This is a genomic window from Campylobacter sp. BCW_6889 (assembly GCF_001762535.1).
Lineage (GTDB): Bacteria > Campylobacterota > Campylobacteria > Campylobacterales > Campylobacteraceae > Campylobacter_D > Campylobacter_D jejuni.
This window is the reverse complement of the sequence record NZ_MJWZ01000023.1, coordinates 138,308-164,125: the sequence shown is the minus strand read 5'-3', so window position 1 is coordinate 164,125 and position 25,818 is coordinate 138,308. Positions and strand designations below refer to the sequence as shown.

Sequence of the window (25,818 nt, the reverse complement as noted above, 5' to 3'; positions counted from 1 at the left end):
TTAATAAGGCTAAAAAGGGTAAAATAAAACTATAAAAACTTTGAAAGGACGAAATTGTGAAATTGTTAGTTGTTGATGACAGTTCTACTATGAGAAGGATTATTAAAAATACCCTAACAAGACTTGGACACGATGATGTTTTAGAAGCTGAGCATGGCGTTGAAGCTTGGGATTTATTAACTAAAAATGAAGATGTAAAAGTTTTAATTACAGATTGGAATATGCCAGAAATGAACGGCTTGGAGTTGGTAAAAAAAGTAAGAGCAGAGAAAAAATATGAAGATATGCCTATTATCATGGTTACAACTGAGGGCGGAAAAGCTGAAGTGATTACTGCTTTAAAAGCTGGCGTAAATAACTATATTGTAAAACCTTTTACTCCACAAGTTTTAAAGGAAAAACTTGAAGATGTTTTAGGAATAGGAAGTGGAGAAGGTGCAGCTGAGTAAAGGCTGATTTTTAAAATTCTAAATGCAAAAAAAATATTACGAATTGTTCTTTATCGTAGAAGAGCGGTATAAAAATTTATTTCTTGATTTTGTTTTTGATTTAGGTATAGAAGCCATAGAAGAGAAAGATAATGGTGTTTACATTAGATCCCATGAAAGTTTAGAAGATCTTTCATGGGCACTTGAAATATTTGCTCAAAAACTTACAACTACTTTCAATTTAAACCATAAAATTATTTCTAATTTAAGTCTTATAGAGAAAGAAAACAAGGACTGGATACAAGAATATAAAAAAGGTATAAAACCTATTTTAGTGGATAATGTTTACATCCATACCACTTGGCAAGAAGAAAAAAAGAATTGTATAAATATAAAGATTAATCCGGCATTAGCCTTTGGTTCAGGACATCACGAAAGCACATATTCTTGTGTAAAATTTTTACAAAAATTTTCTAAAAGTAAATTAAGAGCTTTAGATCTTGGTTGCGGTAGTGGAATTTTAGGTATTATCATGGCAAAGTTTGGCTGTAATGTTGAAATTTGTGATACTGATGAGTTGGCTATCGATAGTTCTTTGGAAAATGCAAGATTAAATGATGTCGATTTTCATAAGACTTGGTGTGGATCTATAGATAAAGCAAATGGTTTATATAACCTAATTGTTGCAAATATCATTGCAGATGTGATTTTAATTTTAGAAAAAGATATTAAAAACCATTTAGAAGATAATGCTATACTTATTTTGTCAGGAATTTTAGATAAATATTCAACAAGAATTAAAGAAAAATTTCAAGATTTAGAACTCATTGATGAAATGCAAATCAATGAGTGGTGTAGTTTTGTATATAAAAATAATAAAAAGGATAAGTAATGAATAATAATACCCCAAATAATAAGGGTAATCCGCAGGGTAATAATTTTTTTAACAAAAATCCCATTTTTATTTTTGCGATTTTTGCAATTATAATGATAATTATTTTTAAGGGATTTTTTGATGGCAATGGTTCTTTTGGTGGGGCATTGAATGGTAATGAAGTAAATAAAAATGTCCCTTATTCTGAGTTAAAAAAGCTTATTGAAAGTGGACAAATCAATCAAGTTAGTATAGGACAAACAACAATCAAAGCAATTTCAAGCTCTCACAATACTGTTTATACAGCAAAAAAAGTTAACGATCCTGAGCTTGTGAGTTTACTAGATAGTAAAAATATCGCTTATGGTGCGTATTCTGAAACAAATTGGTTTACGGATATACTTTTTTCATGGGTTTTGCCAGTATTTATTTTCTTTGGTATTTGGATGTTTTTGGCAAGTCGTATGCAAAAAAATATGGGAAGTTCTATATTGGGTATAGGAAGTTCTAAGAAACTTGTAAATTCAGAAAAACCTAAAGTAAAATTTAGCGATGTAGCTGGTGTTGAAGAAGCTAAAGAAGAAGTAAAAGAAATTGTAGATTTTTTAAAGTATCCTGAAAGATATATTAAATTGGGAGCGAAAATTCCAAAAGGGCTTTTGCTTGTTGGGCCTCCAGGTACAGGAAAAACCTTGCTTGCAAAAGCAGTTGCAGGTGAAGCTGATGTGCCGTTTTTTAGTGTTTCAGGCTCGTCTTTTATAGAAATGTTTGTGGGTGTAGGCGCTTCTCGTGTGAGAGATTTGTTTGAAAATGCAAAAAAAGAAGCTCCTGCTATTGTTTTCATAGATGAAATAGATGCTATTGGTAAAAGTCGTGCGGCAAGTGGCATGATGGGTGGAAACGATGAAAGAGAACAAACTTTAAATCAGCTTTTGGCTGAAATGGATGGCTTTGGGACAGAAAGTTCCCCAGTCATTGTTTTAGCAGCAACAAATCGCCCAGAAGTTTTAGATGCAGCACTTTTAAGACCAGGAAGGTTTGATAGACAAGTTTTGGTTGATAAACCTGATTTTAAAGGTAGGTGTGATATTTTAAAAGTGCACATGAAAGATGTAAAAATCTCCCCAAAAGTTAAGGTAGAAGACATAGCACGCTTAACCGCAGGACTTGCAGGAGCTGATCTTGCAAATATTATTAATGAAGCGGCGCTTTTAGCGGGTAGGGATTCTAAAAAATATGTAGAACAAAATGATTTAGTTGAAGCTGTTGAAAGAGCTATAGCAGGACTTGAGAAGAAATCACGTCGTATTAATGAAAAAGAAAAGAAAATTGTTACTTATCATGAATGTGGTCATGCTTTAATCGCTGAAACTACCAAAGGTGCAAAACGTGTAAGTAAGGTTTCTGTGATTCCGCGTGGTCTTGCGGCTTTAGGTTATACTTTAAATACTCCTGAGGAAAATAAATTTTTAATGCAAAAACATGAGCTTATCGCTGAAGTAGATGTACTTTTGGGTGGTCGTGCAGCTGAAGAAGTGTTTATAGGTGAAATTTCAACGGGTGCAAGTAATGATTTAGAAAGAGCAACTGATATCATAAAAGCTATGGTTTCTATGTATGGTATGAGTGAAATTGCAGGACTTATGGTGCTTGAAAAACAAAGAAATACTTTCTTAAGTGGTGGACAAACCATAAAAGATTATTCTGAAAAGATGGCAGAATCTTTAGATGATTATGTAAAGAAAACCTTAGATGAACGCTATAAAGATGTTAAAGATACTTTAAATACTTATAAAGGAGCGATTGAGACTATGGTAGCAGCCCTTTATGAAGAAGAGACTATTGAAGGCGCTAAAGTGCGTGAGATTATTAAAGAGTTTGAGGAACAAAATAGTCTACCAACTCGTTTGCAAGAGCTCGAAGAAGTTAAAATTGAAGTTAAAGTAGAAGAATGAAAGATTTTATTGCAAAAGATGGATATTTAAGTCTTATTATTTTAAGCTTGATTTTTATTTTTGTGTGGATTTTTTATTCTTTTTCCATCCTACTATTAGCATTAATTGTAATTTGTATTTTTCTTTTTAGAGCACCCAAAAGAGAACTTGTTTGTAGTGATGAAAAAGCTATTTTTGCACCTATAGATGGCAGGGTTACTAAAATAGAAAATATTCATCATAAAGATTTAGGTGAATGTGTTGAAATTACTATTAAAAATGCTCTTTATGATGCTGGGAATTTTAATACACCTTTTGCAATGTCTATAATAGATATTCGTTTACGACACGGGCTTTTTTTGTGCAGTGAATTAAAATCTGCAAAAATGATGAATGAAAGAGCTTTTATTTTGGCAAAAGTTAAAGAGAATAAAACGATAGCTTTGCGAATTTATGCAGGTTCTTTTGATAGAAAATTAAAGCTCGATAATATTTCTCATGATTTAAAAGCAGGAGATAGAATGGGTTTTTTAATTAATGGCTCTATAAGTTTACTTTTACCAAAAGATACTAGAATTCATATAGGCTTAAATGATGAAATTAAAGCAGGTTCATTGTTAGGCTATTTTGCGTAAGGAAAAATAATGAATAACAGACCGCAATTAATCTATATTTTACCCAATCTTTTTACAGCTGCTTCAGCTTTTTTAGGGGTTATTTCTATTATAGCTTCAATACATGGAAATTATTATACAGCTTTGATTTATATTATTTTATCTTTGATTTGCGATGGGCTTGATGGCCGTGTTGCAAGACTTACAAATTCTACTTCAAAATTTGGAGTAGAATTTGATTCTTTAGCTGATCTAGTAGCTTTTGGAGTTGCTCCAGCGGTTCTTTTTTATATGGCTATAGGTTATGATTTTGGAAAACTTGGATCTTTGATTACGGCTTTTTTTGTGGTTTTTGGAGCCATTCGTTTGGCGAGATTTAATGTTACCACAGGCACTTATGAACCTTCTGTTTTTATAGGTCTTCCTATACCTACTGCAGCAGTTGTGAGTGCTATATGGACTTATGCGTTTATCAGTTATGATTTTTTAAAGCCTTATGGTGTAGTTTTTTTGGTGCTTCAAGCAATTTTGGGGCTTTTAATGGTAAGTAATATACGCTATCCCAGCTTTAAAAAGCTTGATTTTAATCGTTCTAGCGTTTTAAAAGTTTTAATTATATTAATTATAATATTTTCATTTTTATATCTTTATCCCCTTGAAAGTTTAGTAATTTTAGCAAGCTTGTATGTGCTTTATGGAATTATTCGGGTTTTATATACCATTATTGTTTCAAAATTTAAGATAAGAAATCAAGAGTAAAATTTTTCAATGACTTCGCATTCTTCTTGAGTGAAACCAGCTTTGATTCTTGCCTGAATGTTAAGTTTTTTTCCTGCAAGAGAGAATTGTTTAAATGTTTTGCAAAGCTCGATAAAATCATACTTGTTTTGATTTGAAAATTTCCACCAAGTATCTCCTTTTTTAACGTGTTTTATTTCATCATTAAGTATAATTTCAAGATATTCCATTAAAAGATTTTTAATGGAGTGATTGGAGCTTTCAAGTTTTTGAACAACAAATGGGTTGGCATCAAGCCCTTTAGCTTCTAAACCTCTATGAACTACTCCCATTCTAAAGCTTAAAGAGTCTTTCGTAGCTTCTAGAGCAGATTCTAAATTATCATGCACTGGAAAATCTCCATATTTGTAACCAAGTTCTTCAAGTACTGAATTTAAAAGTTTGAAATGTTTAATTTCCTCATCTGCTACCTCCAGCCAATCGTAATAAAATTGCAAAGGTAGATTTTTAAAGCGATAACTCGCATCTAAAGCCAGGTTAATTGCATTAAATTCTATATGAGCGACTGAATGAATTATTTTAGCAAGCGCATGAGTTGAATTGACAAATTTAGGTCTTCTTATACGCGTAGGATGAAGTAAGGTAATTTGTTGTGATGTATTTTTTTTGAAAATGCTTTGATTCTCGTGATTAAAAATAAATTTGTGGCTTTTAAAGTCTTCATAAAAATTTTGAAAAGAGTGAAATTTTATATTTGTATTTTTTTCATATAAAATATTTTGAAGCTCTTGAAAAAATTCTTTTTGCATTTAAAACTTTCTTGAAAATTATAAAAATTTATCATTTAAAATTGAAATTTTAATTATATAATATAAAAATTATTTTACAAGGGTAGATCATGAAAGAATTAAATGAAGAAGAAAAAAAAGTAATTTTAAATAAAGGAACAGAAGCTCCTTTTAGTGGGAAATATAATGATTTTTATGAAAAAGGAATTTATCAATGCAAGCAATGTGGAGCTTCGCTTTATAAATCCGAAGATAAATTTAAATCAGGTTGTGGATGGCCTAGCTTTGATGATGAAATAAGAGGGGCTATTAAAAGAATTCCTGATAAAGATGGGATTAGAACCGAGATTGTGTGTGCAAACTGCAATGGACATTTAGGTCATGTTTTTGAAGGAGAAGGGTTTTCTGCTAAAAATGTAAGACATTGTGTAAATTCTATTTCTTTGGAATTTGTAAAAACTAAGGATTGATAGTGTTTTCTAGTATGGGTTCTGAGCTTTATTTGATATTTTTTGCTGCAATTACTTTACTTGCCATCTTAAATCCTTTTGGTAATTTAACTCAATTTTTGGCTATGAGTGATGGATTGCCTTTAATGCTTCGAAAAAAACTTTTTAGAACTATTCTCTATACAGCTTTTACTATAGTTTTGGTATTTTTACTATCAGGACCTTTATTTATGAACTATATTTTTAGAGTTTCATTAGATGATTTAAGGGTTTCTGGTGGCTTAGTCCTTATTATAATGGCTATTAAAAATTTACTTTTTTCAACAAAAATTGCAACTAAGGATTTTAGTTCTTATCAGGATATGGATGATAAGGAAATTTTAAGACAGAGTTTAATACCTATGGCATTTCCTATGCTTGTTGGGCCTGGAACTTTAGCTAGTATTATCGTTATAGCCGAAGATGGTGGGCTTGATGTTGCTCTTGGCGGAGTAATGATAGCTTTTATTTTTATGTTTATACTTTTTCATTTTGCAGCTACTATAGAAAAAATAGTTGGAAAATTGATTTTACATGTTTTTTCTCGTATAGCACAAGTATTTATTGCTGCTATGGGGTTTAAGATGATTATTGTAGGTTTAAAAGATATATTTAACTTATAAATTAATATAATTTTAAGTAAATAATACTATATAAATATGATATAATTTTAAAATAATTTATTATTAAAAAGGTGAGTTTTATGTTTGGTGCTAAGAAAAACAATACTGAAATAATTGAACAACTTGAAAAAAAGTGTAATGGTTTAGGAGATATTTTAAGATCTATTGGGAATACCATGGCGGTAATTGAATTTACCACCGATGGCGTTATTTTAGAGGCAAATCAAAATTTTTTAACAACTATGAAATACTCCCTTTCAGAGATCAAGGGCAAGCATCATAGTATGTTTTGTTTGCCTGAAGTTGTTAATTCTTCAGCATATAGTGATTTTTGGAAAGATTTAAGAGATGGAAAAGCTAGAAGTGGTCTTTTTGGACGTATAGCTAAGGGAGGGATAGATGTTTATTTAGAAGCAAATTATCTTCCAATTAGTGATAATAATGGTCATGTTTATAAAATTATTAAATTTGCCAATGATATAACTCAAAGACATTATGAAATGCTTGATCTTAGAAATACTATTGCTGCTGCTAATCGTTCTATGGCTATTATTGAATTTAAACCTGATGGGACTATTATTACGGCTAATGAAAATTTTTTAAGAACTATGGATTTTAATATTGATGAGATTAAAGGAAAGCATCATAGTATGTTCTGTGATTCTAATTATAGACACTCTAAGGACTATGTTCAATTTTGGGAAGATTTAAGAGAGGGCAAATTTCAATCAGGTAAATATATAAGATACGGAAGAAATAATAAAAAAGTATACCTTGAAGCAAGTTATAATCCGGTTAAAAATGATGATGGGAAAATTTACAAGGTTATTAAATTTGCTACAGATATAAGCGAACAAGTTAAAAAAGATCAAGAAAAACTTCGCCTCATAAGCGAACTTGCAGAAAAAAATGATAATCTTACTCAAGATGGAGATCGTGTAATTGAAAACACTGTTTCAAATGTTCAGAATATTGCTGATATGATGTCTCAAAGTTCAAATCTTGTTTCCTCATTAAATCAACAATCAGATGAAATTAAATCTATTATTCAGACTATTAGTGATATTGCTGATCAGACTAATCTGCTTGCTTTAAATGCTGCTATTGAGGCAGCACGTGCTGGTGAACATGGTAGAGGTTTTGCTGTTGTTGCTGATGAAGTAAGAAATTTAGCTGAAAGAACAGGGCATTCAGTTAATGAAATTACCACTACGATTAATTCTATTCGTAATGTTACATCACAAGTGGTTGAGAGTATTAAAAGCGGTTTAGAGGATGTTAATCAGAGTGTTGAACTTGCAAAAGAAGCAAGAGAATGTATGGAGAAAATTCGTGAAAGCTCTGCTGAAGTTGCTAAAGCAATGTCATAAGCGTGATTTTCACGCTTATTTTTTAAGTAATTAAATCTTTAAAATTTTTAAAACCACTTTCTTGATTGCATTTTTCTTTTAAAATATTTAAAAATTCTTTCCTAGAAATATTATGAGCACCCATAAATTCTAAATGTTGGTTATAAACTTGACAATCTATGATAAAATCATAAGGTTTTAATAAATCACAAAGTTTAATCATGGCAACTTTAGATGCATTTTTTTTAATGCTTACCATGCTTTCACCAAAGAAAACCTTGCCTAAAATTAAACCATAAATTCCACCTATAAGTTCATTATTTTCATAAAGTTCAAGGCTATGCGCATAGCCTTGGGTAAATAACTTATAATAAGTGGTAATAAATTCATCATCTATCCAGCTTTGAGAGCGTGTATCGCGACATAATGTAATTAATTTTAAAAAATCATAATCAAGTTTAATTTGATAGAGATTAATAAATTTTTTCATATTTTTTTGGATGTGAATTTGATTTGGAATTAAAATGCATCTAGGATCTGGACACCACCAAGTTACAGGTTTACTTGTCCATGGGAATAGACCAAAAGTATAAGCTTTTACAATAAAATCAGCTTCTAAATTTTGACTTAAAAATACAGGGGCATTTTTAGGTGCATTGAGTAATTTAGAATATAAATTCGAGCTTTCCATTTTTACCAAGTTTGATTTTAGCTATACCGCCTTTTTTAAGCTTTCCGAATAAAATTTCATCACTGATTTTTTCTCCTATCTCCTCAGAAATTATGCGTTTTAAAAGCCTTACTCCAAATTCTTTATTATAGGCTTTTTTAGCTAAATAAATTTTAGCTTTATCATCCACTGATAATTTTATATTATTTAAATTTTTAGAAATTTCATCAAGTTCTTTTTCGATAATTTTAACAAGTATAGCATCGTTTAAATCATTAAAATGTAAAATTTTATCAATGCGATTAATAAATTCTGGAGCAAAAAAATCTTTGATAGCACGATTACTTTTTTCTTCATTTTTACTTAAAAAACCAAGCTCATTGCTTTCTTTAAGTCCTAGATTGGATGTCATAATAATGATTGTATTTTTAAAATCTACTTTAAGACCACTATTGTCGGTGAGTTCAGCATTGTCAAAAATCTGTAAAAAGGTATTACTTAAATCAGGATGAGCCTTTTCTATTTCGTCAAAAAGAACAAGACTGAAAGGATTTTTGCGGATAGCATTGCTTAAAAGTCCACCCTCTTCAAAACCTATATATCCAGCTGGAGATCCTATTAGTTTACTTATAGCATGTTTTTCTGCATATTCACTCATATCAAAGCGTTCTAAATTTAAACCTAAAAATTCAGCTAAAGCTTTGCAAAGTTCTGTTTTTCCAACTCCACTTGATCCAGTAAACAAAAACACTCCGCGTGGTGTATTGGAATTTTTAAATCCTGCGAAACTTTGCTTAAGTGATGAAACAAGGCTATCTATAACTTCATCTTGGCCAAAAATTTTTGCTTTTAAATTTGTTTTTAAATTCATTAAAGCTTTATTTTGATCGAATTCAAACATTTTGTGATGGTGGGTCATTTTTGCTAAAACATTTTCTAAATCTTTTAAATTGGCATTTTTTTTAGCTTTTGGATTTAAAGCAAAAGAAGCACCAAGTTCATCGACCAGATCTATAGCACAATCAGGTAAAAATTTATCATTAAAAAATTTTTTACCCCAAATTACAGCATATTGAAGAATTTCATCGTTTAATTTTATATGATGAAATTCTTCATATTTGTTTTTTAATCCTTTCAGAATTTGCAAGCTTTCTTCTTGGCTTGGTTCATCTACATTTATTTTAGCAAAACGGCGACTTAGGGGTTTATTTTTATCAAAAGTATTTTTATATTCCATAAAAGTTGTTGCACCTATGCATTTTAAAGTTCCATTACTTAGAGCCGGTTTTAAAAGATTGGAAAAATCAGTATGAGATTCTCCTGTACTTCCAGCTCCTACTATAGTGTGAATTTCATCAATAAATAAAATAGCATTGGGTATTTTCTCAAGTTCATTTAAAATTTCTTTAATTCTTTTCTCAAAATCTCCACGGTATTTTGTTCCCGCAAGTATACTAGCCATATCAAGACTAAAAATTTTTGCATTTTGTAAGTTTTTAGGCACCTTTTTTTCCGCAATAGCCAATGCTAATCCTTCTACAATGGCCGTTTTGCCAACTCCTGCCTCTCCTACTAAAATAGGATTATTTTTCTTGCGACGTGAAAGAATTTGCATCATTCTTTCAAGTTCAAATTTTCTTCCTATTAAAGGATCAATCTTGCCATTTTGAGCTAAAAGTGTTAAATCACTTGTGTGGTTGCTTAAATTTTGTATATTTTCATGATTTTGAAGTTCTTGAATTTTGTTAAGATTTATGTTGTGTTTTTTTAAGAGATAGCTAGAATAACTTCTTGAATCCTGTATGAGCTTTTCTAAAAAATCTATAATTTTAATTTCATTATTTTTATTTTTAAGTGAAAGTAAGATTTCATCTAAAACAACAGATATTGTAGGTTCTATTTCTTGTTTAATAATTTGATTGTTTTGAGAAATGTAATTTTTTAATTCAGTTTCTAGAAGTTCAAGATCTCCATCTGAAAATTCTTCAAATATATCCTTAAAATCAGTGCTTAGTTTTAGTAATGCAAACAGTACATGCTCACAGGTAACAAATTCATGGTGGTTTATTAAGCTTAGATTTTTGGCATTATCAAGATATTTTTGTAAATTTTCTTGGTATTTCATTCTTCTTCCACCTTTGCTTGTAGTGGAAAATTAGCAAGTTTAGCCGCATCTATAACTTTTTTTTGTTTTGAAAGAGCTATTTCTTGAGTGTAAATGCCACAAATTCCAGAACCATTGTGATGAATTTCTAACATTGTTTGACTTGCTTTTTCAAGGTTTTGATGAAAAATATTCATCAAAATTTCTATGACAAAATCCATGGTTGTTACATCATCATTTAAGAGTATAACTTTATACATTTTTGGTTCACTAAGTTTTATTTGCTCTAGAGTTTGGGTTTTTGGCATTATTTTCCTTTGTAGATTTTATTTAAATCTTCTTGCATGAGTTCTGTTGGAATTTTGCCAAGATAAAAATTTGTTGGAGTATTATTATTCCAGTAATCGCTTATTTTTTGATAAATTCCATTTTTTAAAACAACTTTAAAAGGAAGTTGCTCCATATTTTGATAGTCTATATCTTTTAAAATTTGAGCAATAATACGATCGTTAGAGCTGCCATTGCTTAGAAAATAGTAAGCACCATAATCATCTGCGAATTTTTTAACTGTTTCATCGCTAACATCTTCAAAATGTGTAAGTCCTATAATGATAAATTTGCTAGAATTATTTTTCCAAAGTTTGCTAAGATCTAAAGCTTCTTCTTTGCATGGGGTGCAAAAAGTGCCAAAAAAATCAAACATTAGAACTTTTCCTTCCTCTCCTTCTACCACAAAACCTTTATCTGTTCTTATTAAAGTTTTGCTTCCACCATTTACACTATTTAATACTATTTTATCTCCTTTGTGATACTCTTCAAACATAAAATCATTTTGAATTTCTTCTTCTTTGGAGCAAGCATTAAGAAAAAATGCTAAACTTATTAAAAATAGGGTTAAAATTTTTTTCATTTAATTTCCTTTATTTATAATTTTTCATAGCAGCTCTAGCTTCTAAATCGGCTTGCTTTTTCTTTAAAGTTTCACGCTTGTCGTGCAAATTTTTCCCTTTAGCTAAAGCAAGAGTGGCTTTTACTTTATTTTTTGTGTTAAAATAAAGATCTAATGCAACGATAGTATATCCTTCTATACTTACTTTACCTAATAATTTATCAATTTGCTTTCTATGCATTAAAAGCTTTCTAGCATCTCTTTCTTCGTGTTTATAGAAAGAATGTGTAGTATGAAGCAATGAAATATGAGAATTAAGTAAAAAAATCTCATTTTTTATAATGCGAACAAAAGAGTCTTTAAGATTTGCTCTTCCTGCTCTTAAAGCTACAACTTCACTTCCCTTAAGGACAATTCCGGCTTCAAAGCGTTCTATGATGCTATAATCAAATAAAGCTTTTTTATTTCTCGCAATAATTTTCATCGATCAACCTTAAAAACACTACTACCGCTACCGCTTAGAAAAAAATCTTCTTGTAAGTAAGACTTCATTTTAGGATATAAAGTTGCACAAGGAGTAAATAAATCATTTAATTCTTTGTTTTTAAAGTTTTGTAACAACTCTTTTGTGCTGAGTTTTTTGTAGATTTGCGCTTGATTATTGTTTTTTTGAAAGTCAAATATTCCTCTATCAAATTCATCATAAACAGCTTTAGTTTGGCAAGATATTTGTGGAAAAGTCCATTTTAAATTAGGTATGTCATCTTCAAATTCTTTTATAATTTCACCACAGCCACTTACATTAGCAGAGTGAAAGCCACTTAAAAAAAAGGCAATATCACTTCCTAGTTGTATGCTTAAATTTATAAGTTCTTGTAGGTTTAATTTTAAATTTAGGGTTTCATTCATTAGTAGTAAAAAACTCGCACAATCGCTACTTCCACCACCAAGCCCAGCACATACTGGGATATTTTTTGTGAGTTTTAGGCTTTTTTTGCTAAATAATTCTTTTAATTCGTTATTATATCTTTTAGAAAGTAGCAAATAAGCCTTTTGAATAATATTATTTTCGCATTTAAAATTACTAATGATTTCAAATTCTTTTTTAGAGTCTGATTCTTTATCAACAAGCTCAAGCTCATCAAAAAGATCTTTTAAAAGTATAAATCGTGATTCTAAAAGATGATATTTTCTTGAGTCAAAACCGGTAAGTTTTAAAAAAATATTTGCTTTAGCGTAAGCTTTCATTTGATTAGTTTTTTGCTTAAGTCATCAAGTTTAATATCATTCTGAACAACAGAATGCAAATTTTCATCCTTTACTTGTTGAACAAGTTCTTTTCTAAGTATCATAAGAGATTTTGGAGCTTCTATGCCTATTTTGGCATATCCTTTCCCTGTTTGAACGACTTTGATTTCTATACCTTCTCCGATAATTATACTTTCATTTTCTTTTCTTGATAATATTAACATTTTTCAACCTTATTCAGAAGATATTTTACTGTATTTTCTTTAATATTAATTACGCTAAAATATTTTTCTGTTTCAATATAATAATCTCCTTCATCATGAAATTCTAATTCTTCGACAAAAATTTTAGCACCATTTTCGAGTTTACTTAAATTCTTGATAAAATTTGGCTTTAGGTTAATGTATTTTAACACATTTAAGCTTTTCTCATTATTATAAACAAATTTACCTTCTTTAATGCGCTCTAAAGAGCTTAAAGTCGCATTAATACCTAGTTTTCTAGCAAAAAGTTCGCAATAAGATCTTATATAAGCACCTTCACTGACTGTGATTTCAATATTTAAAAAAGGATGATTATAGCTTAAGATCTTGCAATCAAATACTTCCATTTGACAAGGTTTTAAATTTACTTCTATACCTTTTTTTGCAAGTTCATAGGCGCGAGTTCCATTGATTCTTTTGGCGCTAAATTGCGGTGGTGTATAGGAGATAATTCCTTGCATTTGATCAACGATTTGTTGTAAATTTGCAAGATCAAATTCTTTTATATTTTTAATTTCTTTTATATTTTGATCATCAAGACTTAAGGAGTAAACTCCAAGCCATAAAGTAGCTTTATAGGTTTTTGGAGTTTTTTTTAAAAAACGGAAAAGTTTTGTGTATTGTCCAAATGCAACGATTAAAATCCCTTTGGCGAAAGGATCAAGAGTGCCAGAATATCCTGCTTTTTTATTTTTATATTTTTTCTTTAAAGTGCTTAAAAAGGCATTAGAGCTCAAACCCCTTGGTTTAAAGGCTGCAAAGATCTTGTTCATACTGCTTTTTCCACAAAGCTTGCCATGATTACACGCATTATACCACCAAAATTAATATTAAGCTTTTCCTCTTTTCCGCTTTTATTAACTTCAACAACCCTACCAATGCCAAAAATTTTATGTTTAACTAGATCTCCTTTACAAAAGCTAGTTTTTTGTATATTTTGATTTTTTGATTTTTCATTGATTAATTTACTTTCTTCTAAGAAGCGACTAGGATTGATATTTGCTCTTGAACCATGATAAAAACGAGAATTTGCAACACTTATTGTGAGAAATTTTTTGGCGCGAGTGATGGCAACATAAGCAAGACGGCGTTCTTCTTCGAGATTTTCTTCGCTATTTAAAGGAAAAAATCCTTCATCAAAGCCTATTATAAAAACATAATCAAATTCCAAACCTTTGCTAGCATGAATACTCATCAAGCAAACACATTCTTCATCTAAATTATCTTGATCACTTAATAAAGAAATTTCACTAAGTAGATCTTCTAAAGAAGCTTCGGGATCTTCTTTGAGTTTTTCTCTTAGATTAGCATAAAACTCATCAAGATTTCTGATTCTTTCATCTCCATCATCTTGCTCTGAAAAATAATCTTTGATTTTAAATAATTCTTCTATATTATCAAAAACCTTTTTTGCATTATCGTAGCTTTTTAGAGTGTGAATATTTTGTATAAAAATATTTGCTTCATTTTGTGCTTTTTTTGTTGTTAAAATTCCTACACCGCCATCGCTTTCACATAAGGCATCAAAAAGTGAAATTTGACGTTTTTTTGCATATTCTTCTAAATTTTTTAGGGCTTTTTCTCCTATGGATCTTTTAGGGCGATTAATAATACGCCTAAATGACAAATCATCGTTTGGATTTAAGATAAGTCTAAGATACGAGATTAAATCTTTTATTTCTAATCTTTCATAAAAACGCATACCGCTAAGCAGTTTATAAGAAATTTTTTCCTTCATAAATGCTTCTTCTATTGCTCTTGATAGTGCATTAACTCGAAATAAAACGGCGATCTCTTTAGCTTCTACTCCAGAATTTAGCAATTTTTTCACTTCTTGAGCGATATATAAACCTTCATCTTTTTCGTTTTCGTTTTTTAATATTTTAATATTTTCCCCAGTATCTTTAGTGCAGATTAAAGTTTTTCCAAGTCGTTGCTCATTGTGAGATATGAGATTATTTGCTGCTTGTAAAATAGTCCCTACTGAACGATAGTTTTGTTCAAGTTTTACAAGTTTAACATTTTTAAAATCGTTTTGAAAATTTAAAATATTTTCAATTTTTGCTCCACGCCAACTATAAATACTTTGATCATCATCACCAACAACTGTGATATTTTCATGCATACAACATAGATTTTTTAGAATTTTATATTGCAAGGTATTAGTATCTTGATACTCATCAACTGTAATGTAATTATAAAGTAAGCTTTGTTCTTTGGCAAAATTTATATCATTTTCCAAAATGAGATTGCTTAGCAATAAAAGATCATCAAAATCTACAAAATTTTGCTTTAATAAGTATTCTTCATAAGCACGGTAATAGTTGGCAAATTTGTATTCATTTTGATATTTTTCAAAATTATGTTCTTTTAGTAAATTTAAATCTTCAAAGACATTGCTTACTCTTTTGCCTTCATTTTTACAATAAGATATGTATTTGATAATATCATAGACATTATCTTTGTTTTTATCATGGATTAAATCTTTAATTATTTTTTTTGTATCATCTGTATCGATAACAATAAAACTATTTTTACGCTCCAATCTTTCAAAGTGTAGTTTTAAAAATAAAAGTCCAAATTTGTGAAAGGTGCAAAGCAAAGGATTGTGATTACCTTGTAGAAAATTTAATGCTCTATGACGCATAACACTAGCTGCTTTATTCGTAAAAGTAAGAGTAAGAGTGTTATGCGAGGGGATGCCTACTTCACCGATAAGATAAGCAAGACGAGTGGTGATAGTTTTGGTTTTTCCACTACCTGCACCTGCTAGGATAAGCATAGCTCCATCAATGTGGCTTACCGCTTGTTTTTGGCTATCATTTAAATCTTCAAATAGATTCATTTTTTGAAAATATCTTTATTTTTTGGATTATTTAAAAATATATTTTTAGATTTTTGTAAATTTTTACTATTTTCACGTTTATAAAGGCTAAAATTAACAAATAAAATGCTATTTTCTATTTGAATTTGCGTGATAGCTCCTAAATCAACCTTTACAAAACTATCAAAATCATCATTACCAAAACCTGCGTGAAATTGAATGAAATCTTTATTTAGCTGTATGGATTCAAAGGTGTATCCTCCAAGGGCAAAAAGAGCATAAGGATTTTGTTTAACATCAAGCTCTTTGGGAAGTTCAGGGTTGAAATCTATGAAATTTGTATTTGCAACTATAGAAAATTCTATATTTTCTTCTATAAGGTGTGAAATAACTTCATAACAATGCTTTTGCATGGTATGGATAAAATTTTTATTTTTTAAGATTGTTTCTAGCATGATTGTAACTCCATAAATTCATTGATGAGTTTTTGAATTTCTTTTATGCCTATTTCCCAAAAATTTTCATCTTCTATATCAAATCCAAACATTCCTACTAGTTCTTTTGGACTCACACTTCCACCTAAAGAAAGCATTTTGATATAAAGTTCTTTAAAATTTTCACATTTTTTGCTTTTGTAAAGTCCATAAAGAGCTAAAACTAAAAGTTGGGCATAAGCATAAGCATAGCAGTAAAAAGGAGAATGGATAAAATGAGGAATATAACTCCACCAAGAAGCATAATTTTTTGTAAGTTTTACGCTATCTTGAAACATTTTTTGAGATTCTTCCATCCAAATTTTATTGATTTCTTCGGTGCTTAATTCATTTTCTTGAGCATGTAAGCGTCTTTCAAAACAAGTAAAATTAATTTGTCTATAAAAAGTTGCAAAAATATCTTCGATTTTATTTGCATATAAAGATAGGAGTTCTTCTTTTTTTAACTTATCTTTAATAAAATCAAATACGAGCATTTCGGCAAAAACTGAAGCTGTTTCTGCGGTGGTTAAAGGTGTGTTTTGATTTAAGTAGCTTACATTGTAAGAAAGTTTTTGATGGATAGTGTGTCCTAATTCATGTGCAAGTGTAAAAAGATCACGCCTTTTATCGGTGTAGTTTAATAAAACAAAAGGATGCGCATCAGAAGTTGCAGAATGTGAAAAAGCACCCCCTTGTTTATTTTCTTGTGGATAAACATCAATCCAGCCTTGATTAAAAGCATTTTTTGCTATATCATAAAATTGCGGAGAAAAAGCTTGAAATGCCTCTAAAACAATATTTTTACTTGTTTTAAAATCAAAACTTGCTTCTTTTCCTATGGGTGCATATCTATCATAGTCTTTAAGCTCATCATAGCCCAAAATTTGTTTTTTTCTTTTGTAAAATTGCGATACTAGGTTAAAATGTTTTTGCGCACTTGCTATCAAGGAATCAACGCTTTTTTGCGAAATTTGATTGCTGATATGTCTTGAAATTTCAGCATTTTCATAACCTCTTAATAAGCTTATATTTTTTCTTTCTGTTTTTATCATATTGATAATAAAACTTAAAAGTCTGCTATTTTTTTGCAAAACTTTACTGAATTTTTTAGCAGCTTTTTTGCGTATTTTTCTATCTTCGTCATACATTTTGCTTAGAATTTCTTCTTCGCTAAGTTTTTTACCTTCAAAAGGGATTTTTAAAGCACTCATACTTTCATCAAAAAGCCTACTAAAAGCATTTGCACCTGTATTTGAAAGATAGAGCATAATGCGTTCTTCGTTTTTGCTAAGATTATAGCGTTTGTTTTGCAATAAATTAGAAAGATAAAAATCATAATCTTTACAAAAAGTTGTAAATTCTTGACTTTTTTCAGGAACTAACTCACAAAATTCAAGCTCGAAAAAGAGTAAATTTTCTTCTATTTTTTTGCATTCTTCTTCGTATTGTGCGTAAAAAGAACCATTTTGAGTGTTTTTAGCAAAAAGCAAATAAGCATAAGTCATGATTTTGCCAAGAGCTTGATTTAAATTTTCATAATCTTTTAAAGCTTGTAAAAACTCATTAGCATTTAATGTATAGAGTTTATTTTCATAGTCTTTTTTAAAATTTAAACTTTGTTGGATTTGATCTTGTGTAAAATTTTGTAATGTTTCTTTATCGTGAAATAAAGCGCTTAAATCCCATTCTAACATTTTTTATCCTTCATTTTCTAGTATGAGTTTTTTAAGAACAGCCATTCTAATAGCCACTCCATTTTTAACTTGTTTTAAAACTAAAGTTCTTTCATCACTCATCATTTCATCACTTATGTCAATATTGCGATTTACAGGGCCTGGATGTAGTAAAATAAGCTTTTTATCTTTTACTAAGCTTTTTTGAATGCAAAAATCATTTGCGTAGTCTTTAAGTGAAGCATAAACGGTTTTATTATGTCTTTCTGTTTGTGTTCTAAGACTCATAATAATATCTGAATTTGCTATGATATTCTCATCAAGCTTATAATGTTTTTTAAGATGGGTATTGGGCATAAAATGTGGTGGAGCTACTAGGGTAATATCAAGATTAAATCTGCTTAAAAGTTCTATATTGGACGCTGCAACACGGGAATTTTTAATATCACCTACGATGCAAATTTTCTTACCTTTGACATCGCCTTGAAAATGATTATAAATAGTGAATAAATCTAGCAAAGCTTGGGTAGGATGGGCGTGTTTTCCATCTCCTCCATTAACAACTGGACAATGCATATGCTTTGCCAATATCAAAGGAACTCCTGAGTTTGCGTGTCTTATAACAATAGCATTAGGACTCATGGCATCTAAATTAGCAGCAGTATCATAAAGAGTTTCTCCTTTGCTAGAGCTTGATCTTGAAACATCAAGGCGTAAAACCCTAGCACCTAATCTTCTTGCAGCGCTTTCAAAAGATGAAAGGGTGCGTGTAGAGTTTTCAAAAAAAATTGTCGTGATACTTTTTCCTTTAAGAAAAGTTCTAGGTTTTTCATCTAAGAAATCACTTGCTTCTTTAAAAAGCTCCATAATTTCGACTTTATTAAAATCCTTTGTAGTGATGAGATGACGCATGCTTTTACCTTATTTGATATTATAATTTAATTCATTTTTAGAACAAATTGCTGTAAAAAGAACATCTGTAGAACTATTTAAAGCAGTTTCAACACTATCTTGAATAACCCCTATAATAAAACCTATGGCAACTACCTTCATAGCAATATCATAGTCTATATTAAATAAAGAACAAGCCAAAGGTATAAGCAGTAAGGATCCACCCGAAACTCCGCTAGCCCCGCAAGCTGCAAAGGTGGCAATAATGCTTAATAAAAGGGCTTGCAAAAGACTGATTTCTATACCAACGGTATTGGCTGTAGTAAGACTTAAAATAGCTATAGTAACTGCCGCTCCTGCCATGTTGATAGTAGCTCCTAAAGGTATAGAAATGCCATAAAATTCTTTATCTATGCCAAGTTTGGCGCAAAGTGCCATATTAACAGGGATATTTGCCGCTGAACTTCTTGTGAAAAAAGCAAAAAATGCACTGTGTCTTAAGCAGATAAAAATCAAAGGAAAAGGATTTTTTCTTGTATAAAAAAAAACTATTAAGGCATTGATAACAAAAGTAACAAAAAGCATAGTAGCTACAAGTAAAAATAAAAGTTTTATATAGCTTAGTAAGCCTTGTGCTCCTGTTTGTGCTACAGAATTAGCCACAAGTCCAAAAATTCCAAAAGGAGCAAGTTTTACTACAAATTTAACAATTTTCAAAACCCCTTCATTGATATCTATAAAAACTTGTTTTACTTCGTTAGAGCAGTGTTTTAATGCTATGCCTCCAGCTATTGCCCAGGTTAAAATTCCTAAATAATTCCCACTTGAAAGAGCATTTATAGGATTATCGACAATTTTAAATAAAAGATCTTTAAAAATCTCACTCATGTGGGTTGGAGATGAGTTTGTAGCGGTTTGAATTCCATCTAAAACAAGCTTTACAGGAAAGAAAAAATTAGCAAGAACCGCACAAGCTGAAGCAAGAAAGGTGCCTACTATATATAAAATGATAATATTTTTGATCTTAGCACCACTTTGAGAAAAATCTTTAGTGCAAATTGAAGTTAAAATCAAAACAAAAACAAGCATAGGAGCGATAGCTTTTAAGGCACTTGTAAAAAGTATTCCGAGTAAATTTGCAATTTCAGATATTTCTTTAGAACTAATGCCTATAAGTATTCCTAGTACTATACCTATGCAAATTTGAACTATGAGGTTGCCTTTAGCGTAGCTTTGAATGATTTTAGAAAACATAAAAACCTTTTAAATATTTTTTACATCAGAAGTTGATTTTAGCTAATTTTTGCTTAATTTTAGAGAATTTTTAATTTATCAAGCTTTGATAAGTTTATTTGGATACAATTGTGGTTCATTTTAAATGAAAGGACTTTTTATGTATCTATTCACTTCAGAAGTCGTAAGTGCAGGTCATCCAGACAAGTGCGCTGATATAATCGCTGATACGATAGTGGATATACTCTTGAAAAATGACAAAAATTCAAGGGTGGCGAGTGAGGTTTTTGTCGCAGGAAATAAGGTTGTGATAGGAGGCGAAGTTAAGTCAAATCACAAACTTAGTAAAGCTGATTACGATAATTTAGTTAAAGATGTTTTAAAAAACATTGGTTATGATGGGGCAGGGCATTTTAACAAAGAGCAGTGTTTGCATCCTGATGAAGTTGATGTTATGGTGTTTTTAAATGAACAAAGCCCTGATATCAATCAAGGTGTTGATCAAGAAGATGGCGAAACAGGGGCAGGTGATCAAGGCATTATGTTTGGTTTTGCAAGTTGTGAGGCTGAAGAATACATGCCAGCAGCCATTAGCTATGCAAGAATGTTATGTGATAAAGTCTACGCTTATGCAAAAGCAAATCCACACGAACTTGGCGTGGATATTAAAACTCAAGTAACTATTGATTATGGCACTAAGGCGAATTTTGAAAATTGCAAACCGCAAAGTATTCATACTATAGTAGTTTCTGCGCCTTGTGTTGAAAGTATGAAAATAGAAGATTTAAGATCTTTGGTGATGAAACTTATCTTAGATAGTAATTTACCAAAAGAACTTTTTGACCCTAATAAGACTAGAATTTTAATCAATCCAACTGGTAAATATATTAATCATTCTTCTTTACATGATAGTGGTTTAACAGGAAGAAAACTTATAGTAGATAGTTTTGGAGGTTATTCTCCAATAGGTGGTGGCGCACAATCGAGCAAAGATTATACTAAAGTTGATAGAAGTGGACTTTATGCAGGTAGATGGCTAGCTAAAAATATAGTTGCAGCAGGGCTTGCTAAAAAATGTATTGTTCAACTTAGTTATGCTATAGGTGTTGCAAAACCTACTTCGGTAAGTGTGGATTGTATGGGCACAAATACCAGTGTAAATGATGATGTTTTAAGTGATTTTGTTATGCAAAACTTCTCTTTAACGCCAAATTGGATCCGTGATAAATTTCATCTGGATAAACCAAGTAAAGAAACTTTTCTTTATGCGGATGTAGCGGCTCGTGGGCAAGTAGGACAAAAGGACTATCCTTGGGAACAACTTGATGCTCTAGAACAGTTTAAAAAGCTGCTTTAAAAAATTAACAATATTATACAAGCTTAAATAAGGCTTGTATAATTATAAAGAATTAATGAAGTTGTATTAATTTTTGACTTAGAGGGATATTTTTCAATATCCCCCATAAATATAAAAGTTAGGAAGGAAGCTAAATTAATTTAGCTTTGGGGTAAAAACCCCTCTAAGTCAAAATATTATTTGACAGAATTATAATATAAAATAACTTAAATTACTTTAAAATTAAAATTTTAATATTATTTTTTATCATTAAATATTTCTTTGGATAAATTTTTTCCAATCTTTACTTAAAAGCTTTTTAGGGAGTATAACTATATTCTCTTTACCATTTGTAGCATGATAAACACTAACCCCATATTTACTTGCATAAAATTTCATTAAGAGTTGTTGGAGTTTGTATTCGCTGCTATTATTAAACCAAGCATTGTTGCTTAGAGCTATAATAATTTGTGAATTTTGATAGTTTTGTTCTTTGGTAGCTTCATAACAAATTGCATTTGTAATAATTTGATTGTCTAATTTATATTTGCTTTGTATAGGACCTTGGGAAAATTCTTCAATATTTTTAAGAAAATATTTTTTTATTAAGTCTTTAAAAAATGGAATTTCTTCACCAAAGGGAACTAAAAAATGCTTATTTAAAATATAGACATTGCCTTTTTTAAAGATATACGTGCTATTGTAAGTATGCTCTTTTTCAGTATAAAATGCTCCCGTAATAATGGTAATTTTATAAGATAATTCTTTAAGCATAAGTTCATATTTGGTATTTTTTAAATCAAAAGCAAAAGCGGTTTCAGGCAAGATTACAAGTTCTTTTTTTTCATTTATAGCTTGAAATATATCTTGAATTAGGATATCAGAATTTGATTTTAAATTTTCTTGTAAAAATTTTTGATCTTGAGAGATATTAGTATTGATGAGTTTGTAGTTTAAATTAAGAGTTTGAGCTTGTTTTTCATTATATTGAAATCCACTAAAGAATAAAACAAGAACAATTGCTATTTTATAATATCTTGATATATAACCCTCATAGATGAAATATGCTATTAAAAATATGCAAATAATACCACGATAACTCGGGTCAAAAAAACCATAAACTGTAAAAATTCCCCAATTAAGCCAATCAAATCCTAAAGGATGGATAAAACTTATGCAAAAAATTCCACAAAGTCTTAAAAAATCAAATTTTAATAAATAACATAATCTAAAAAGTAGTCCATAAATAAAACCAATGATAATTGGTATAATTGGTACTAAATAGTTTAGATTAAAATAAATTGAAGATAAACCAATCCACCAAAACCAAAGAATCCCTACAAAAAAACCTATCCAAAAATATTGTTTAGAATTTTTACTTTTTAGAAGTAAAACTAACCCGTAAATAGCTAAAAATGGGCTAATGGTTTGTGTAAAAATATTTTCAAAAAATGATAGATAAATAGAATTTGAAAGTAAAATTGCAATAAAAAAGACTTTTATTATTTTAAAAATGATAGAATTAGTGTTTAATTTTTTTGGAATAAAGGAAAAATATGGCAGAAAATTCAATTTTAACTTCATTATTACCTCTTGTAGTGTTATTTGCAATTTTTTATTTCTTGGTGATCAGACCGCAACAAAAACAAGCAAAAGCACATAAACAAATGCTTGAGTCTTTGCAAAAAGGAGATAAAATCATCACTAATGGCGGACTTATTTGTGAAGTCGTAAAACCAGAGGAGGATTTTATCAAAGTTAAGCTTAATGAAGACAATGTTACTGCAAAAATTTCAAGAGAATTTATAGCAAAGAAAATTGATGCGTAATTCTAAAATCAATTATCGCTTGATTATTTTTATAGCGGTATTTATTTTTGGAGTGGCTTTTTCACTCCCTTCTTTTTTGCAGTCAGAACGTGGTGTGAAGATTAATTTAGGGCTTGATTTGCAAGGTGGGCTTTATATGCTCTTAGGTGTAGATAATGAAGAAGCTGTAAAATCTAAAATAAAATCAATTGCATCTTCATTGAGTTATTCTTTTAATAAAGAAAATATTTTAAATGACGGCTTAAATACCCATGATGATATTTTAGAATTTACTTTGCTTGATAATGCGGATATTGCAAAAGTTGAAAATTTGCTTAAAGAAATAAAAGGAATTAATATACAAAGTGAAAATATGCACTATAAAATTTCTTTTACCTCAGAAGAAGTAAAAAATATAGAAAATTTTGCACTTTTGCAAGCAGTTGAAACCATAAGAAATAGGCTTGATCAATTTGGTTTAGCAGAGCCAACAGTTGCTAAACAAGGTAATGATAAGATTTTGGTTGAACTTGCAGGGATTAAAACCAAAGAAGATGAACTAAGAGCAAAAGAACGCATCACAAAAGCAGCACATTTACAACTTATGGAAGTTGATGATTCTAAAATGGGTCAAGCTTCCACAATGAGCGACGCTGAGGCTGCGAGTTATGGACTGATTTTAGTGCCTGATTCTAGAAATCCAAATTTAAAATATACCTTAAAAAGTATACCTATTTTAGATGGATCTATGCTTACTGATGCTAGAGTAGGGATTAGTGATAAGAGTAATTATCCTGTGATTAATTTTACTTTAAATGCCGAGGGTTCTAAAAAATTTGCTGATTATACAGGAGCAAATGTTGGAAAGCGTCTTGCTATTGTACTTGATAATAAAGTATATTCTGCTCCATCTATCAATGAACGCATAGGCGGAGGTAGTGGGCAAATCAGTGGAGCTTTTACTCAAGAAGAAGCACGCGATGTGGCGGTAGCTTTAAGAAGTGGAGCTTTGCTTGCGCCTGTAAAATTACTTGAACAAAGAAGCATAGGACCATCTTTAGGTGCTGATAGTATTAAAATGAGTATGATAGCCTTAATCGGTGCATCGGTTTTTATTGTAGTATTTATGATGATGTATTACGGTGTGGCAGGAATTTTTGCAAATATTGCAATGCTAGTTAATGTTTTGGTAGTAGTTGCTGTTATGGCTATGTTTGGAGCAACTTTAACTTTACCAGGGATGGCAGGACTTGTTTTAACTGTGGGTATGGCAGTAGATGCAAATGTGATTATCAATGAGCGTATACGAGAACTCTTGCGAGATGGAGTAAATATAAGAGTTAGTATAGAACAAGGTTATAAAAATGCTATGAGTGCGATTATAGATTCAAATATCACTTCTTTAGTTACTTCGGTAGCACTTTATGCCTATGGAACAGGAGCAGTTAAAGGTTTTGCTGTGACTTTGGGAATTGGTATCGTTGTTTCTATGATTACAGCTATTTTAGGAACTCACGGAATGTTTGATTATTTTATGCAACGCATAGAAAAAAATAATAATACAAGATTTTGGTTTGGCTATAGGAGAAGATAATGCAGTTTTTTAGCGAAAAGAAAATTTATGATTTTATGAGAATGCGTTTTGCTGCTATTTCCCTTTCTTTTATTTTGTTTTTTGGTTCTATTTATTTACTTTGGGATAGGGGTTTACAATATGGCATTGATTTTAGCGGAGGAACTTTAGTTCAGCTTAAATATGAAAATGCAGCTCCTATAACGCAAATTCGAGAAATTTTAGAAAATCAAGGAACTTTTCAAAATTTATCTGTAACTGAGTTTGGAAGCAATGAAGAAGTAACTATACGCTTTTTAGGAAGTAATGATAATGTAAGCAATGATATAGGCGAGCATATAAGCACTCTTTTAAAGGATACGGGAAAATTTGAGGTGCGTCGTGCTGATGTGGTAGGACCAAAAGTAGGTGATGAACTTAGAAATAAAGGACTTATGGCTATAGCTGTATCTTTGATAGCAATTTTAATTTATATAGCGTTGCGTTTTGAGTGGCGTTTTGCTCTTGCGGCTATAATCAGTGAAATTCATGATGTTGTGATTACTTTAGGAGCAATTTCTTTATTTAAAATTGATGTCAATTTAGATACTTTGGCTGCTGTTTTAACTGTGCTTGGATACTCTTTGAATGATACAATTATTATTTTTGATAGAATCAGAGAAGGCATTAAAACAAGTAAAAAAACCGAACTTGCACCTATTATCAATGAAAGTGTTTCAGCAACTTTATCAAGAACGGTTTTAACTTCAGGGTTAACTTTAGCAACCGTTGTGATACTTTATTTCTTTGGCGGGGAAATGATACAAGGATTTTCTTTGGCTTTAATTGTAGGTATTATAGCGGGAACTTTAAGCTCTATTTTTGTTGCAAGTCCGACATTATTATGGTTTAAATTTAGTGTGCTTGAGTTTAGAAATAAAGAAATTGAAAAAGCAAAAAGAAAACAAGATAAAGAACGCAATCGTGCAATGTATGAAAAAGGAACAGTGTAAGG

The 25,818-nt window shown here is 30.2% G+C and carries 26 protein-coding genes and 1 pseudogene; 12 read left to right on the top strand and 15 right to left on the bottom strand.

All coding sequences use genetic code 11. From position 1 onward, the window contains the following. Positions 1–56 precede the first annotated feature (56 nt). Genes AJ939_RS02660 through pssA form a run of 5 tightly spaced genes read left to right on the top strand, consistent with a single transcriptional unit; the run spans position 57 to position 4,609 of the window. Positions 57–449 carry a chemotaxis response regulator CheY gene (locus AJ939_RS02660; protein ID WP_032603349.1) on the top strand — a complete coding sequence of 131 codons (393 nt, stop codon included), beginning with the start codon at positions 57–59 and terminating at the stop codon, positions 447–449. A gap of 22 nt (positions 450–471) precedes the next feature. Then, positions 472–1,320, top strand: a complete 849-nt coding sequence (locus AJ939_RS02655) for a 50S ribosomal protein L11 methyltransferase (protein WP_044779139.1) — start codon at positions 472–474, stop codon at positions 1,318–1,320. Continuing rightward, the gene (gene ftsH / locus AJ939_RS02650) at positions 1,320–3,257 is read left to right on the top strand and encodes an ATP-dependent zinc metalloprotease FtsH (RefSeq protein ID WP_044779140.1); all 1,938 of its coding nucleotides are present in this window, start codon (positions 1,320–1,322) and stop codon (positions 3,255–3,257) included. The genes AJ939_RS02655 and ftsH overlap by 1 nt, the downstream gene beginning before the upstream one ends. Next, on the top strand, positions 3,254–3,871 hold the full coding sequence (locus tag AJ939_RS02645) for a phosphatidylserine decarboxylase (protein WP_044779141.1): 618 nt from the start codon (positions 3,254–3,256) through the stop codon (positions 3,869–3,871). Before ftsH ends, AJ939_RS02645 begins: the two co-directional genes overlap by 4 nt. A 9-nt stretch (positions 3,872–3,880) precedes the next feature. Next, on the top strand, positions 3,881–4,609 hold the full coding sequence (pssA, locus tag AJ939_RS02640; RefSeq protein ID WP_002859122.1) for a CDP-diacylglycerol--serine O-phosphatidyltransferase: 729 nt from the start codon (positions 3,881–3,883) through the stop codon (positions 4,607–4,609). On the opposite strand, the gene AJ939_RS02635 is transcribed toward pssA, so the two are convergent. Then, entirely contained in the window at positions 4,600–5,397 is a 798-nt protein-coding gene (locus AJ939_RS02635) for a ferritin-like domain-containing protein (protein ID WP_002870517.1), read from the bottom strand. The two genes, pssA and AJ939_RS02635, sit on opposite strands and share 10 nt — an antisense overlap. Positions 5,398–5,486: 89 nt before the next feature. On the opposite strand from AJ939_RS02635, the gene AJ939_RS02630 reads away from it, so the two are divergent. From AJ939_RS02630 to cetZ, 3 genes are all read left to right on the top strand, one after another. Then, a complete protein-coding gene (locus AJ939_RS02630) occupies positions 5,487–5,846 on the top strand; it encodes a methionine-R-sulfoxide reductase (protein WP_002861829.1) in 360 nt (119 codons plus the stop codon). 14 nt (positions 5,847–5,860) lie between these two features. Then, entirely contained in the window at positions 5,861–6,487 is a 627-nt protein-coding gene (locus tag AJ939_RS02625; protein ID WP_079860114.1) for a MarC family protein, read from the top strand. 80 nt (positions 6,488–6,567) lie between these two features. Continuing rightward, complete coding sequence (cetZ, locus tag AJ939_RS02620) at positions 6,568–7,857, top strand: energy taxis response protein CetZ (RefSeq protein WP_070233038.1); 1,290 nt, start codon at positions 6,568–6,570, stop codon at positions 7,855–7,857. Positions 7,858–7,879: 22 nt separating this feature from the next. Here cetZ and aat read toward each other — a convergent pair whose 3' ends face one another. From aat to sstT, 13 genes are read right to left on the bottom strand one after another with little or no spacing between them, the layout of a single operon-like run. Then, positions 7,880–8,527: a leucyl/phenylalanyl-tRNA--protein transferase gene (gene aat / locus AJ939_RS02615; protein WP_002826100.1), complete on the bottom strand. Its 648-nt coding sequence runs from the start codon at positions 8,525–8,527 to the stop codon at positions 7,880–7,882. After that, entirely contained in the window at positions 8,502–10,631 is a 2,130-nt protein-coding gene (locus AJ939_RS02610) for an AAA family ATPase (protein ID WP_070233040.1), read from the bottom strand. The genes aat and AJ939_RS02610 overlap by 26 nt, the downstream gene beginning before the upstream one ends. Continuing rightward, positions 10,628–10,918 (bottom strand): ATP-dependent Clp protease adaptor ClpS, encoded by a 291-nt coding sequence (locus AJ939_RS02605; RefSeq protein WP_044779145.1) that lies wholly within the window; start codon positions 10,916–10,918, stop codon positions 10,628–10,630. Before AJ939_RS02605 ends, AJ939_RS02610 begins: the two co-directional genes overlap by 4 nt. Next, complete coding sequence (locus AJ939_RS02600) at positions 10,918–11,520, bottom strand: TlpA disulfide reductase family protein (RefSeq protein ID WP_002888338.1); 603 nt, start codon at positions 11,518–11,520, stop codon at positions 10,918–10,920. Before AJ939_RS02600 ends, AJ939_RS02605 begins: the two co-directional genes overlap by 1 nt. A gap of 10 nt (positions 11,521–11,530) precedes the next feature. Then, complete coding sequence (smpB, locus tag AJ939_RS02595; RefSeq protein WP_044779146.1) at positions 11,531–11,983, bottom strand: SsrA-binding protein SmpB; 453 nt, start codon at positions 11,981–11,983, stop codon at positions 11,531–11,533. Then, on the bottom strand, positions 11,980–12,747 hold the full coding sequence (locus AJ939_RS02590) for a 4-(cytidine 5'-diphospho)-2-C-methyl-D-erythritol kinase (RefSeq protein ID WP_002870521.1): 768 nt from the start codon (positions 12,745–12,747) through the stop codon (positions 11,980–11,982). Before AJ939_RS02590 ends, smpB begins: the two co-directional genes overlap by 4 nt. Further along, entirely contained in the window at positions 12,744–12,971 is a 228-nt protein-coding gene (csrA, locus tag AJ939_RS02585; RefSeq protein ID WP_002852854.1) for a carbon storage regulator CsrA, read from the bottom strand. Before csrA ends, AJ939_RS02590 begins: the two co-directional genes overlap by 4 nt. Continuing rightward, positions 12,965–13,783: a tRNA pseudouridine(55) synthase TruB gene (gene truB, locus AJ939_RS02580; protein ID WP_002870522.1), complete on the bottom strand. Its 819-nt coding sequence runs from the start codon at positions 13,781–13,783 to the stop codon at positions 12,965–12,967. The genes csrA and truB overlap by 7 nt, the downstream gene beginning before the upstream one ends. Beyond that, on the bottom strand, positions 13,780–15,855 hold the full coding sequence (locus AJ939_RS02575; RefSeq protein WP_002866122.1) for an ATP-dependent helicase: 2,076 nt from the start codon (positions 15,853–15,855) through the stop codon (positions 13,780–13,782). Before AJ939_RS02575 ends, truB begins: the two co-directional genes overlap by 4 nt. After that, positions 15,852–16,289 carry a hypothetical protein gene (locus AJ939_RS02570; RefSeq protein ID WP_044779148.1) on the bottom strand — a complete coding sequence of 146 codons (438 nt, stop codon included), beginning with the start codon at positions 16,287–16,289 and terminating at the stop codon, positions 15,852–15,854. Before AJ939_RS02570 ends, AJ939_RS02575 begins: the two co-directional genes overlap by 4 nt. Next, complete coding sequence (locus tag AJ939_RS02565; protein ID WP_070276526.1) at positions 16,283–18,004, bottom strand: M3 family oligoendopeptidase; 1,722 nt, start codon at positions 18,002–18,004, stop codon at positions 16,283–16,285. The genes AJ939_RS02570 and AJ939_RS02565 overlap by 7 nt, the downstream gene beginning before the upstream one ends. A gap of 3 nt (positions 18,005–18,007) precedes the next feature. Further along, the gene (locus AJ939_RS02560) at positions 18,008–18,895 is read right to left on the bottom strand and encodes an aspartate carbamoyltransferase catalytic subunit (RefSeq protein WP_044780198.1); all 888 of its coding nucleotides are present in this window, start codon (positions 18,893–18,895) and stop codon (positions 18,008–18,010) included. A 9-nt stretch (positions 18,896–18,904) separates the two neighbouring features. Further along, positions 18,905–20,128 (bottom strand): serine/threonine transporter SstT, encoded by a 1,224-nt coding sequence (gene sstT / locus AJ939_RS02555; RefSeq protein ID WP_070276528.1) that lies wholly within the window; start codon positions 20,126–20,128, stop codon positions 18,905–18,907. A gap of 139 nt (positions 20,129–20,267) precedes the next feature. On the opposite strand from sstT, the gene metK reads away from it, so the two are divergent. Continuing rightward, complete coding sequence (gene metK / locus AJ939_RS02550) at positions 20,268–21,464, top strand: methionine adenosyltransferase (protein ID WP_002861817.1); 1,197 nt, start codon at positions 20,268–20,270, stop codon at positions 21,462–21,464. Positions 21,465–21,700: 236 nt separating this feature from the next. On the opposite strand, the pseudogene AJ939_RS02545 reads toward metK, so the two are convergent. Then, a pseudogene (locus AJ939_RS02545) lies at positions 21,701–23,027 on the bottom strand (apolipoprotein N-acyltransferase). On the opposite strand from AJ939_RS02545, the gene yajC reads away from it, so the two are divergent. The 3 genes from yajC to secF are packed head-to-tail and all read left to right on the top strand — an operon-like array spanning position 23,000 to position 25,816. After that, positions 23,000–23,272, top strand: a complete 273-nt coding sequence (yajC, locus tag AJ939_RS02540; protein ID WP_002786346.1) for a preprotein translocase subunit YajC — start codon at positions 23,000–23,002, stop codon at positions 23,270–23,272. The pseudogene AJ939_RS02545 and the gene yajC sit on opposite strands and share 28 nt — an antisense overlap. After that, positions 23,265–24,845 (top strand): protein translocase subunit SecD, encoded by a 1,581-nt coding sequence (gene secD / locus AJ939_RS02535; protein ID WP_070240191.1) that lies wholly within the window; start codon positions 23,265–23,267, stop codon positions 24,843–24,845. Before yajC ends, secD begins: the two co-directional genes overlap by 8 nt. Continuing rightward, positions 24,845–25,816 (top strand): protein translocase subunit SecF, encoded by a 972-nt coding sequence (gene secF, locus AJ939_RS02530; protein WP_002858025.1) that lies wholly within the window; start codon positions 24,845–24,847, stop codon positions 25,814–25,816. The genes secD and secF overlap by 1 nt, the downstream gene beginning before the upstream one ends. Positions 25,817–25,818: the final 2 nt, after the last annotated feature.